The organism is Tellurirhabdus bombi, assembly GCF_021484805.1.
In the GTDB taxonomy this organism is placed as follows: Bacteria; Bacteroidota; Bacteroidia; order Cytophagales; family Spirosomataceae; genus Tellurirhabdus; species Tellurirhabdus bombi.
Map to the genome: position 1 here is coordinate 1,218,822 of NZ_CP090557.1, position 12,743 is coordinate 1,231,564.

Genomic DNA, 12,743 nt, shown 5'->3' on the forward strand with positions numbered 1-12,743 from the left:
CATGCCGGGCTTTTTTGTTATAGAGCTAACTCTTATTATTCGTAATAATTCATGACGCGGTGGCCGCTCCGCTCCAGCAATTGATCGCGGCGGAAAAGCTCGATATCGGCAGCAACCATTTCCTGAACCAGACCTTTAAGGTCATACTTCGGTTTCCAGCCTAATTGGGTCATGGCTTTTGTTGGATCACCATGCAGCAGATCTACTTCGGTCGGGCGATAATACCGCTCATCGATGCAAACCACTTCCTTACCAACCGCCAATGCGTAAGCCGGATTAGAAGCACTTACGATGTAGCCTTTTTCGTCGGCATCGGTTCCCCGGAATTCCAGCTCAACGCCAATTTCAGCAAAAGCCATCCGAACAAAATCACGAATACGCGTAGTGATACCCGTCGCGATAACGTAGTCTTCGGGTTTTTCCTGCTGAAGGATCAGCCACATCGCTTCCACATAATCTTTGGCGTGGCCCCAGTCGCGCTGGGCGTCCATATTACCCAAGTAAATTTTGTCCTGTAAACCAAGAGCAATCCGAGCTACCGCCCGCGTAATTTTCCGGGTTACGAAGGTTTCACCCCGCAGCGGCGATTCGTGGTTGAACAAAATCCCGTTAACGGCATACATATTATACGCTTCACGGTAGTTCACCGTAATCCAGTAGCCATACAGTTTGGCGACGGCATAAGGAGAACGAGGATAAAACGGCGTTGACTCCGACTGAGCATGGCCCTGTACTCCACCGTATAGCTCAGATGTTGACGCCTGATAAATCCGGGTTTTTTCGGTTAAACCAAGCAGTCGAACGGCTTCCAGAATCCGCAGCGTTCCGATACCATCAACTTGAGCCGTGTATTCTGGTTCTTCAAAACTTACCCGCACGTGCGACATAGCACCGAGGTTGTAAATTTCGTCAGGCTGTACTTCCTGGATAATCCGGATGATGTTGGTTGAATCCGACAAGTCACCGTAGTGTAACTTAAACCGAATGTTTTTTTCGTGCGGATCTTCGTAGAGGTGGTCAATCCGTTGCGTATTAAATAAAGAACTCCGGCGTTTAATCCCGTGAACCTCGTAGCCTTTCGATAAGAGCAGCTCGGTTAGGTAAGCTCCATCCTGCCCGGTTGTCCCGGTGATCAGCGCTTTTTTCATAAAATTCTGACTAAGAAATTTACAACCAATGTTGATTTAGAAGTAAAATAACCAAATATTAAGACAATTCCATATACCTGGTGCGCCTATGTTTCCACTATTTTATGGATAGGCTCTTGCGAATATCCACGCGGTCGGGCAATAAAATCGCGCTGCTAAACTGCTGTTTCAATATTTCCAGATACCGCTCGGCATCCATCCGCCGCATAAAATCACCGACTTTTAACCGATACGTAGGCTGGCGATAACTCAGATACGGGTTCAATTCGGGATGATTCTGGTACGTGTATACCTTAGCCTGGTCCGCTTTCTGCCGGGCATCACCAACATACACCTGAATCCGGTAGCCGGGTGCGTACCGAATGGCGCGATTTTGCCGGGCAATCGTGTCTAAGAGTGCATCGAGCCGCCGGTTGATGTGCAGGGGCTGTACCGAGGGCAACTGCCGCTTGGGCTCCGGAGCCGTGCTTGGCCGTGTGGCAGGGGCTGTAGCCGGACGAGTTGGTGGCGGCGTGCCGTATTTAGGTCTAACAACAGACAGGTCTTCTTCGTACGGTTTTACGGCAGGAGTTCCCTTCGAGGCAGTCGTCTTTTTCGAGGAGGCGCAAGAAGTCAACCCAGCCAAGAAACCTACAGCCAGTAATAGGTTAACAATCCAAAAAATACTAGAATGCTTTTTCATAGGATGCCACAAACTTACCAACTATCTCGCTATGCAACAATTTATCGAATCGCTTGTTTGCATACGGCCTGCTAGTCCCTCGTCAGTGCTTTGTTTTTCGTTAACTTTGATGCAGGATTGATATACCTATGCTAGATATACAAAGTAATATTTCTCTCAAATCATACAATACATTCGGCATTGACGCCAAAGCTCGCTACTGGGTTGAGGTTGAGAGTCAGGATGATCTGAAAACACTTTTTCAACTGACTGAATTTTTAACCATTCCCAAACTTATTCTGGGTGGTGGCAGCAACATTCTGCTTACCCGGGATTTTGACGGGCTGGTGGTTAAAAATAACATCAAGGGCATCGAAGTTGTTCGAGAAGACAGTCAACACGTTTATGTTCGTGCGGGAGCCGGGGAAAACTGGCATAATTTCGTGCTTTACTGCGTGGCGCATCACTACGCCGGCATCGAAAATCTTTCCCTCATTCCAGGAACGGTGGGAGCAGCTCCCATGCAGAATATCGGCGCTTACGGCGTTGAAATTGAACAGGTTTTTGAACAGCTAGAAGCGGTTCATCTGAAAACGGGCGAAATTCATACCTTTCTGCACAGCGACTGCCGTTTTGGCTACCGCGAAAGCATCTTTAAACACGAAGCGAAAGGCGAATACATCATTACAAGCGTTACGTTTCAGTTGAACAAAACGCCTACCTTTCATACATCCTACGGAGCCATTCAGGAGACCTTAACGGAGATGGGCATTGCAGACGATCAGCTCAGCATTAAAGCCATTAGCGACGCTGTTATTCGCATTCGGCGCAGTAAACTTCCAGACCCGGCTGAGATTGGCAACGCGGGTAGTTTTTTCAAAAATCCAGAAATTCCTAAAGAACAGTTTGATCGCTTGAAAGCGCTTTATCCAGCCATGCCCGGCTATCCAATTGGCGAAACAGCCGTAAAAGTACCCGCAGGCTGGCTAATTGAACAAGCGGGTTGGAAAGGCAAACGCGTGGGGAATACGGGCGTCCATACAAAACAAGCCCTTGTGCTGGTCAATCACGGCGGAACTACGGGTGAAGAGGTAAAAGCGCTGGCCGCTAAAATCCAGGCTTCCGTAGCCGACCAATTTGGCATTCATCTGAACCCGGAAGTTAATTTTGTCGGGTAAAATTCAAAAGGGGAATACAAGTCTAGGCTCATATTCCCCTTTTTTTATGGCCTTAGTCAAAACACAGTGAAGCAGCGCCTAGCAAGCCGGCGTCGTTGCCGAGCGTAGCGCGTTTTAGCTCGATGTCTTTCAGATAATACGGTGTCAGCCAGTAATTTAGTTGCTTTTCTACGGCGGGAAGAATGTAATCATAAGAAGCAGATAAGCCTCCACCGATCAGCACCAGCTTGATATCCAGAATACGAATCAGGGCAACCAGACCATCGCCAAGCATCTCGCCTACTTCCGTCCAGATTTCCAGCGCTAAATCGTCGCCTTCAGCGGCGGCAGCAACCAGTCCTGTCGTCGAGATTTTATCGCCTTCGGGCAGTTGGGTCTCCCCCCGGTAGGCTTCCCGGCGTTCTATCGCTAGATCGAGCAGTTCTTTTTTTCCAATATTGCGTTCCAGCACGCGACCGTTGCGCGACGGAATATGGCCAGGCTCCATGGCATTTCCATCCCCTCCAACAAACACTTTCCGGTTGATGATGGCAGCACCACCCACACCCGTTCCGAGGGTAATGAAAATGTAATTTTCATTTATTTTCTCTTCCGCGAAATAAAATTCGCCCAAAGCCGCCGCGTTAGCATCATTTTCCAGGAAAAAATCAACGCCCGAAAAGCGCTTTTTCAGAATGTCTACCAGCGGAACACCATCCAGCTCAGGAATTGCCGTAATTTCCAACGGGGTAGTACGGGTTCGGTTAATCATTCCCGGCAAACCGATTCCCACTCTTTCTACTTCTTTGTGCGCATATAACTGCAAGGCGATGGCATCCGCAAAACGCTCCACAAAATTTCCTGACTTGCGCCAGTCAGCCGTGTCGTGGCTGTAGAAGTTTGAAATCTTACCAGTTTTTGAATTAACAATTCCCATTTTGACGTTGGTACCACCAACGTCAATACCCAGATACTGAACAGGCTCCATGTATAAATTTTTCAGTTATCAGTTTAGCGCGTTTCTTCTAAAGTTGCCGATGAGGGCGCAAGATACGAAGACAGTTGGCAGGATGCAGTGAATAAAGGGTAGTTTTTGACATAAGCCGTCAAATAAGTGCCAGAATTCCGCTCAAAAAGGCTTTCCAGCAGGGCTAAATATCGCCTAATTGAGGCCGAAGCAGGATTTCTTCCACAACTGCGCCGGCGGATAAATGGCTTGCCGTCCAAACTACTTCGGCAATGTCCTGCGGCTTCATGAACCGGCTTTCGGGCAAATCAGAGGCCGCCCAGCTATCCGTATAAGTGGCCCCCGGTAGCAAAATCGTTACTTTCACGCCATGCGGTTTCATTTCTTCCCGCAAAACCTTCGTCATCCCCATCAACGCAAACTTGGAAATGCAGTATGAGCCGCCGTTTGGATAAGCGATGATGCTGGCCGTCGAGCCCAGCATAAAAATATGTCCCCGCCGCTGCTCCATCATGCCGCCAAGCAGACCACGCGTGAGGTGGTAAACGCTATGCACGTTGGTTTCCATCTGGGTCTCGAACACGCCCTCGGCTTCGTTATGAATCTGACCAGGCAGGAAGACACCCGCGTTGTTTACCAAAACATCAACGGGCCGGTCCAGCGCCTGAATGAAACGGATAAAATCGTCCAGCTCCGCCCGTTTTGCAACATCAACCGCTTTGGTAAAGAGTTGTGGTAAAGCTTCGCTATTCTCCGCCGAATCGGCCAGCAAGACTGTCATTTCCTGCTGCAAACGATGCAGATCGCTTTCGCTTCTGGCACAGACAACAGCGTCGTATCCTTTCTTCATAAAGGCCTCGACAATGGCCCGGCCAATGCCTTTTGTTCCGCCCGTTACTACGATTAATCGATTCATAAGCAAATTTGGTATTCGGAAGCAAGATACGCACAAAACCATTCTATCTTTACCGCTGTTTGAACTGTGTAGCGGGCATTTGGACCGGGATTTGTTGATTCATCCTTGGTTACCCGTTCTTATTGTTTCCACTCATGCAAAGCCTTGGTCGTTACTTTATTTTTCTAGGTACTTTATTCCGTAATCGAGAAAAGTTTGGCGTTTATGTCAAATTAACTCTCGATGAATGCATTCAAATTGGGATTGACTCGGTCTTTATTGTCTCCATTGTTGCTACGTTTATTGGGGCGGTAAGCTGCGTACAAACGGCTTATCAGTTAGTAAGCCCCCTCATTCCTCCTTCCATTATTGGTTTGATTGTTCGTGATACAACGATCCTTGAGTTTGCCCCGACAATTACCAGTATTGTTTTGTCGGGTAAGGTGGGTTCGAACATTGCCGGTGGCATCGGAACCATGCGGATCACGGAGCAGATTGACGCGCTGGAAGTGATGGGGATTAATTCAACATCGTATCTGGTTTTACCGAAAGTCGTAGCCTCTATTGTCATGTTTCCCATGCTGGTAATTCTGGCTGGCTTTCTGGCCATTTTGGGGGGATATCTGGCCGGAACCCTCGGTGGCATCATTACCCCTGATGATTACATTGCTGGCCTTCGCTCGGACTTCCAGGCATTCAACATCACGTTCGCGCTGATCAAAGCCGTTGTGTTCGCTTTCCTGATCTCGACCATTTCGTCGTTCAAAGGATACAATACGTCAGGCGGTGCGTTGGAGGTCGGACAGGCATCTACCGCCGCTGTAACCAATAGTTGTATCGCTGTATTAGCGGCGGACTTTGTGTTGGCTCAATTGTTATTATAAGCGCGTCATGATTGAGATAAAAGATATTCATAAAACCTTCGGCGACCGGACCGTACTGGATGGCGTGAGCGCCAAGTTTGAGCCGGGGCAAACCAGTTTAATAATTGGAGGTAGTGGTACCGGTAAAAGTGTGCTGCTCAAGTGCATGATCGGCCTGGTTATCCCGGAAGAGGGCGAGGTGCTTTACGACGGGCGTAGTTTTTTGAGAGGCGACCCAAACACACAGAAAGATATTCGGCGCGAAATGGGCGTACTTTTTCAGGGATCGGCCTTATTTGATTCAAAAACAGTGCTAGAAAACGTTCGCTTTCCGCTGGATATGCTGACGGATATGCCCGCGTCCGAGAAAAAAGAACGCGCTGAATTTTGCCTGGAACGTGTCGAACTATCGCACGCCAGCGACCGGATGCCCTCGGAAATCAGCGGGGGAATGAAGAAGCGCGTCGGTATTGCCCGGGCGATTGTGATGAATCCGAAGTACCTTTTCTGCGACGAACCCAATTCTGGCCTTGACCCATTGACGGCGGTTACCATTGACGATTTGATCAAAGAAATCACCGATGAGTTCAAAATAACGACCATCGTCATTACGCACGATATGAACTCCATGATCGGGATTGGAGAGAAAATTATATTTCTCTACAAAGGCAAAAAACTGTGGGAAGGCGATAGCGCTACGCTCACAAAATCAGACATTCCAGAGCTGAACGAACTGATCTACGCCAACAAGTTATTACGCGACCAAAAAGCCTAAAAAAAAGCTCCACGCTTTATAAACAGCGTGGAGCTTTTTTCAGGATTTGATTTATGCCTAAGGACGAACCGGAAGCAACTCGGCTAGTTTCTTGCCTAAATCTTCCCCCCGAATATTTTTAGCGATGATTTTTCCGTCGGGGCCAACCAAAAAGTTCTGCGGGATTGCCTGCACACCGTACAGCTTCGCCACGTCGTTCTGCCAGAATTTCAGGTCTGAAACCTGTGTCCAGGTCAAACCATCTTTATGAATGGCGTTCATCCAGGCTTCTTTTGCGTTGGGACGGTCTAGAGACACACCAAGCACGGTGAAGTTCTGCCCTTTAAACTGGTGGAAATTCTTAACTACATTGGGGTTTTCCTTGCGGCACGGTCCGCACCAGCTTGCCCAGAAATCAACCAACACGTATTTTCCTTTAAAATCGTGCAACGATACATTTCGTCCGGCGGTATCTGCCTGCGTAAAATCAGGAGCAACCGCCCCGATGGCTGTTTTCTGCAAGGTAGCTAATGCAGCGCCGTATGTTTTTCCGGCTTTACTTTCTTTGATTTCGCTGGATAATCCCTCAAAAAGTGGATTCACTTCTGAATATTCGGGAACTGAGCCACCATACGCTTTTAAGGCATCTAGACTCACCAGGCTCTTGGGATTATTTTTGATAAAATCACCTCTGAGTTTTTTCTGCTCTGCACTAATTTCTTCGTAGCGTTTCTCAATAGAGGCGTCAAATCCGCTGGCTTGCCGCTGGGCCGGTGTCGCAGTCTGGTACTCCTGCATGAGCTTATCCATGCGTTCAGAGGATGATTTCAGGGCCATTTTGAGCTTTTCGTTGTCGGCATTTAGCTTAGTACCACTCACAACGGCATGCAGAAGCGAGTCGGGACTGTTGATGACAATGGCCCCCGGCTCTAAGTACAGACTCATGGCGGGTACAGGCCGGGTGTTGCTCATCCCCGTGCCGCGTTTATCAACCAGCAGCATGGCTCTCGCCGATCCATCTACCGTCCCTTTGAATTCAAACTGCCCATTCTGAATCGACGCAGAATCTATCTTGGTTGTCGTTCCATCCATATAGCGCAGATACGCTTTGGCGGGGGCATTTACCGTGCCTAATTTTCCTTTAATGGTATAATTACCACTTTGTGCCCAGAGCAGCGTGGGCACCAGGACCAGCCCGACAGAAAGGAGCTTTTTCATGAGTAAGATATTGTGTTGGTTATTTACAAATCTATCAAAATCTAGCTTCGATAACCTTTATTTTTTACCAAATGCAATACCCCGACGAGCCAGCACCGGACCAAAGGTTTTCCATTCGGCCATTACGACAACACCCACGAATAAAATAAACAGCAGGACATGGTAAGGCACGGCCATCCACAGATTGGAAATTTCGATTCGGGAAGCCAAAAAGATCAGCAAACCACCGCCACCGATGTAGCCAATGGCCGAGGATAAATCATACGGAACCGGATAGTATTTTTCACCCAGGTAGTAGCACAAGCCCGCCATGATGATGGCTGAAGCCAGAAAAGCCAACGCACAACCCATGTAACCAATGACTGGAATGAGCAAAATATTCAGCACAATGGTAGCCGCCGTGCCAACCACCGTAATCCAGGTGCCGTAAATGGTTTTGTCGCTGAGTTTGAACCAGAAACCCATGTTGTAAAAGACGCCCATGATCAGGTTAGCCAGCATCAATACGGGCACCACGTCTAAGCCCCGGCGGTAGGAACGGCCAATTAGCAGGCCAATCACGTCCAGATTCAGGCTGACGCCGACCCAAATCAAAACGCAGACAATGATGAACCACTTTGTTACATTGGCCAGCAGATCAGGCGCGTTTTTGTCTTCGGCCCGCGAGAAAAAGAACGGATCGGCTGCAAACTTGAACGACTGGATCGCCAGCGCCATGAATACTGACAGTTTATAACAGTTGCCATAAATACCAAGAACGTCTTCCGACGTTAAACCCAGGTAAAAATCGTCCGGCAAAAAATGACGCAGAAAAATCCGGTCGGTCATCTGGTTAATAACGCCTACTAACGCGATGATCATCAGTGGAAACGCGTACGTCAGCAAGGCCTTTACTTCTTCTTTTTCGAGTTGAATGCGGAAGCCCTTAAACAGATCGGCCAGTTGCAGCAGGTTTACGGCGTTGGCAATCAGGTTGGCTAAAATGATGTAACCAGGACCGATGGATGGGTAATAAATAAGATCGACCGCGGGTTGAAGCCCCGTCAGGTATTCGCCATTGTAAATATCACGGCAGAGAATCAGGAAGAATAAATTCAGACCAATATTAATCAGGATATTCGTGATTTTGGTCTTGACAAAACGCCGCGCTTTGTTTTCCACCCGCAACCGCGCAAAGGGAATGGCAGTTATCGCGTCGATGGCTAGAATCGCGGCGGCCCATTGCAGGAACACTTCCTGTCCGGGATAACCCATCAGATCGGTTAGCCACGGTGCCAGGGCAATGAAACTACCCGACAGAAGAACGCTGAAGACGATAACAATACTTAGTGAGCGGTTGTAATAGTCCTGAAGCTGGTCTTTGTTGCGGGCCGCATACCGAAAAAAGGCGGTTTCTAACCCCAGGGTATAAACTATGGACAAAACGCCAATGTAGGTGTAAATTTCTACGTTGGAAGCCAGTTCACCGGGGCGGATAAATATCCGGGTATGTAAAAAAACCAGTGCCCAATTTAACAGCCGTCCCAGAATGGTACTTCCGCCGTAAAGGGCGGTATCGCTCGCTAGTTTCTTAAATGCGCTCATCGTGTCGCAAAGATACACTTTCTCGGAGTTTAGCCGTCGGGCGGAAGCGTTCGCCATACCGATCAGCCAGCCGGTCACACTCCTGTACAAAGGTTTTAGCGCCCACAAAATCGACGAAGGAGAGCGCACCGCCTGTATACGCTGGAAAACCCCAGGCCAGAATAGAGCCTAAATCGGCCTCTAGTTTTGTCCGAATCACCCCTTCTTCATCACAGCGCACCGCTTCGAGTGCCTGCCGGTATAGCAAGCGGGTTTTGATTTCTTCAACGGAGGGCTGCTCCTGAGCGGGCGGAAAAAGATCTTTTAGCCCTGTCCACAACTGTTTTTTTGCTCCGGCAGCAGCCTCACCATCAGTTGGATAATCATAGAATCCCGCCGCTACTTTTTTTCCGGCTCTGCCCAAATCAACCAACTGTTTACTGACCTGATAGCTGGTATCTGCTTCGGTTAGGGCGCCATCGGCAATGCCCTGGCTGGCAATTTTATAGACTAAATCCAGCGCCACTTCGTCGGTCACAGCCAGTGGGCCGACAGGCATTCCGGCGGCTTTTGCGCCATTCTCGATGAGCACCGGATTGACCCCTTCTTTCAGCAGTTCCATTCCTTCGGATGAATAAACGCCGAAGCAGCGCGACGTATAGAATCCCCGCGAATCGTTAACCACGATGGGCGTTTTCCGAATTTTCCGAACGTAATCCATCGCTACGGCCAAGGCGTAGTCGGACGTTTCTTTCCCAACAATTACCTCCACGAGCTGCATTTTATCGACGGGAGAGAAAAAGTGAATCCCAACAAAATTCGCAGGATTGCCAGCTGCCTGCGCCAAGCCTGAAATAGGCAATGTTGAGGTATTAGAGCCAAAAACACCGCCCTCCGCCAACATCGGGGCTGCTTCCCGGGTAACTTGGGCTTTCAGTGCCCGATTTTCAAATACGGCTTCAATAAGAAGGTCACAGCCTTTCAGGTCCTCTATCCTATCGGTTGGTTGGATCAGATTCAGCAGTGCGTCCGCTTTTTCCGCCGTTATTTTGCCTCGTTCGAGGCCTTTTTCGATCAGTGTACGTACCCGATTTTTGCCCTTCTCAGCGGCTTCCAGCGAAACATCTTTTAAAACGACCGCCATCCCCGCCCCCGCCGATACATGGGCAATTCCTGAACCCATCAGACCCGCGCCCAGGATACCTATTTTCTTAACTTCCGTTTTCGGAATGTCTTTCGGACGAGACGCGCCTTTGTTAATCTCATTCTGCCCTAGGAATAAAGTCCGAATCAGGTTGGCCGCTACTTTTGACGTTGCTACTTGCACAAAATGCCGCGCCTCAACGGCCAAAGCCCGATCCATGTTGACCTGCAAGCCTTCGTAGACACAAGCCATGATTTCAAGCGGCGCGGGATAATTCCCCTTCGTTTTTTCCATCAGCAGCGCCGTTCCAGCACTGAAAATCCGGGCGCCAACCGAACTTTGTACAGCGCCTTTAGGCACGTTATACGCTTCTTTCGCAACGATTCTGCCTGTTTTTTTATCTCGTTCATCCCAGGGTTGCAAGGCCGTTGGATGCGCTTCAATCCAGGCCTTAGCGCATTCCAGCAAAACATCCGGGCTCGTCACCAGATCATCGACCATTCCCAAGCTCAACGCTTCTGCGGGCGATACTTTTTTACCTTCCAGCAACAAGGGCAATGCCGCTTCCATGCCCAGCATTCGCGGCAAACGCTGCGTTCCTCCCGCTCCGGGCAACAGGCCAATGGTTACTTCCGGCAAGCCAATCACGGCTTTAGGGTTGTTGAGTGCAATGCGGTGATGGCAAGCCAGACAAATTTCGTAGCCACCGCCCAAAGCCGTGCCATTGATGGCGGCCACGGTGGGTTTCCCCGACGTTTCGATGCTCCGAAAGATGCGATTTAATTCTGTAGACACCTTCAGCATTTCTGCCGGGTCTTTATCGTTGTTGCGGAGAATCATCTTTAGATCGGCACCAGCTACAAATTCCGGCTTCTCCGACGTAATCACCAACCCCTTTATTTTTTCATCCTGATAAGCCTGTTGCAAAGCGGCCTCAAATGCTGGAATCGACTCGTCGTTTAGCACATTCATCGGCGAGCTAGTCATGTTCCAGCTAATAATCGCGATGTTATCTTGTATCGAATAATTGATTGCCATTTTCTTTATCGTGGTAGAGAGTAGTGATATAGAGTGCTTCCGAGCCTCTTCGCCTGGATTTTAGCTAATTAGCTGACTCGTTCAAAAATAGTTGCAATGCCCATTCCTCCGCCAATACAAAGCGTAGCCAAGCCAATGTGCTTATCCGAACGCTCCAGCTCATCCAGTAAGGTTGCCGAAATGATCGCGCCGGTTGCGCCCAGGGGATGCCCCAACGCAATTGCTCCGCCGTTAACATTTACCTTGGCATGATCGACGCTTAGCTGGTTCATAAATAGCAACGGCACCACTGCAAAGGCTTCGTTCACTTCAAATAAATCGATATCACTAATTTTCATTCCCGCCTTTTTCAGCACTTTTTGGGTAGCCGGGATAGGACCGGATAGCATCGTCGTTGGGTCGGAACCGATAACGGCAAACGCTTTGATGCGCGCGCGCGGTTTTAGTCCTGTCTGGTCACCAAACGCCTTGCTACCGATTAACAGACCAGCGGCTCCGTCAGCAATTTGCGAGGAATTTCCAGCGTGGTGAACGTGCTTGATTTGCGCTATCTCCGCATATTTTAGTAAGGCCAGTGCATCAAAGCCCGCTTTCCCCAGGCTTTCAAAGGCTGGTTTTAACTGGGCTAAACTTTCCAATGTCGTACCGGGTCGCACTCCTTCATCGCGATCTAACACAACAGTCCCAATTTCGTCTTTGAGGGGTATCATGGAAGGTGCAAAGCGAGCCTTCTGTTGCGCTTGCTCGGCGCGGCGGTAAGATTCAGCCGCAAAGGCATCCACATCGCTTCGGCTATAGCCGTATTTAGTCGCTAACAGATCCGCGGAGATACCCTGGGGAACAATGTGATGCCGGGCGACAATCTGCGGATTCATGAACAAAGCTCCTCCGTCGGAGCCCATCGCCACGCGTGACATGGACTCTACGCCACCCGCAATAATAGCGTCCACCTGCCCAGCCATTACATAAGCGGCTGCCATATTGATGGCTTCTAAACCCGACGAGCAGAAGCGATTCAGTTGAACACCCGCCACAGTTTCGGCATAACCAGCGTTCAAAACGGCCGTCCGGGCAATGTCAGCCCCCTGCTCATCGATGGGCGTCACGCAGCCCATGGCCACATCTTCGATGAGGGAAGTATCAAGTTGGTTGCGATCCCGAAGAGCCTGCAAAACTGCTGTCAGCAACTGAATTGGTTGAGTAGCGTGGAGAGCGCCATCGCTTTTGCCCCGCCCTCGCGGTGTTCGAACAGCATCGTAGACAAATGCTTCTGCCATTATAAATAAAATTTGGAGTGGCTAACTGTATGCAAGCATACTACTGACAAAGGTAGTA

11 protein-coding genes are annotated in these 12,743 nt (G+C 49.4%); 3 read left to right on the top strand and 8 right to left on the bottom strand.

What is annotated here, in order from left to right; translation table 11 throughout:
- Positions 1 to 35 precede the first annotated feature (35 nt).
- Together gmd and L0Y31_RS05220 are read right to left on the bottom strand one after the other, a co-directional pair.
- Entirely contained in the window at positions 36 to 1,148 is a 1,113-nt protein-coding gene (gmd, locus tag L0Y31_RS05215; RefSeq protein WP_234736077.1) for a GDP-mannose 4,6-dehydratase, read from the bottom strand.
- A gap of 97 nt (positions 1,149 to 1,245) precedes the next feature.
- Positions 1,246 to 1,830: an SPOR domain-containing protein gene (locus tag L0Y31_RS05220; protein WP_234736078.1), complete on the bottom strand. Its 585-nt coding sequence runs from the start codon at positions 1,828 to 1,830 to the stop codon at positions 1,246 to 1,248.
- 128 nt (positions 1,831 to 1,958) lie between these two features.
- Between L0Y31_RS05220 and murB the strand changes: the two genes are divergently transcribed.
- Positions 1,959 to 2,987 (top strand): UDP-N-acetylmuramate dehydrogenase, encoded by a 1,029-nt coding sequence (gene murB, locus L0Y31_RS05225; protein WP_234736079.1) that lies wholly within the window; start codon positions 1,959 to 1,961, stop codon positions 2,985 to 2,987.
- A 52-nt stretch (positions 2,988 to 3,039) separates the two neighbouring features.
- On the opposite strand, the gene L0Y31_RS05230 is transcribed toward murB, so the two are convergent.
- Positions 3,040 to 3,954 (bottom strand): ROK family protein, encoded by a 915-nt coding sequence (locus L0Y31_RS05230; RefSeq protein ID WP_234736080.1) that lies wholly within the window; start codon positions 3,952 to 3,954, stop codon positions 3,040 to 3,042.
- A gap of 163 nt (positions 3,955 to 4,117) precedes the next feature.
- Entirely contained in the window at positions 4,118 to 4,849 is a 732-nt protein-coding gene (locus L0Y31_RS05235) for an SDR family oxidoreductase (protein ID WP_234736081.1), read from the bottom strand.
- 134 nt (positions 4,850 to 4,983) lie between these two features.
- Between L0Y31_RS05235 and L0Y31_RS05240 the strand changes: the two genes are divergently transcribed.
- Both L0Y31_RS05240 and L0Y31_RS05245 read left to right on the top strand, forming a co-directional pair.
- Entirely contained in the window at positions 4,984 to 5,712 is a 729-nt protein-coding gene (locus L0Y31_RS05240) for an MlaE family ABC transporter permease (RefSeq protein WP_234736082.1), read from the top strand.
- A gap of 7 nt (positions 5,713 to 5,719) precedes the next feature.
- Positions 5,720 to 6,466 (top strand): ABC transporter ATP-binding protein, encoded by a 747-nt coding sequence (locus L0Y31_RS05245; RefSeq protein ID WP_234736083.1) that lies wholly within the window; start codon positions 5,720 to 5,722, stop codon positions 6,464 to 6,466.
- A 57-nt stretch (positions 6,467 to 6,523) separates the two neighbouring features.
- Here the strand turns inward: L0Y31_RS05245 and L0Y31_RS05250 are convergent, their stop codons facing one another.
- The 4 genes from L0Y31_RS05250 to L0Y31_RS05265 all read right to left on the bottom strand — a co-directional run bounded on the left by L0Y31_RS05250 (position 6,524) and on the right by L0Y31_RS05265 (position 12,685).
- A complete protein-coding gene (locus tag L0Y31_RS05250; protein ID WP_234736084.1) occupies positions 6,524 to 7,663 on the bottom strand; it encodes a TlpA disulfide reductase family protein in 1,140 nt (379 codons plus the stop codon).
- Positions 7,664 to 7,720: 57 nt separating this feature from the next.
- Positions 7,721 to 9,247, bottom strand: coding sequence for a lipopolysaccharide biosynthesis protein (locus tag L0Y31_RS05255; RefSeq protein ID WP_234736085.1), 1,527 nt, complete (start codon positions 9,245 to 9,247; stop codon positions 7,721 to 7,723).
- A complete protein-coding gene (locus L0Y31_RS05260; protein WP_234736086.1) occupies positions 9,234 to 11,408 on the bottom strand; it encodes a 3-hydroxyacyl-CoA dehydrogenase NAD-binding domain-containing protein in 2,175 nt (724 codons plus the stop codon). The genes L0Y31_RS05255 and L0Y31_RS05260 overlap by 14 nt, the downstream gene beginning before the upstream one ends.
- A 68-nt stretch (positions 11,409 to 11,476) precedes the next feature.
- Positions 11,477 to 12,685 (bottom strand): acetyl-CoA C-acetyltransferase, encoded by a 1,209-nt coding sequence (locus L0Y31_RS05265; RefSeq protein ID WP_234736087.1) that lies wholly within the window; start codon positions 12,683 to 12,685, stop codon positions 11,477 to 11,479.
- Positions 12,686 to 12,743: the final 58 nt, after the last annotated feature.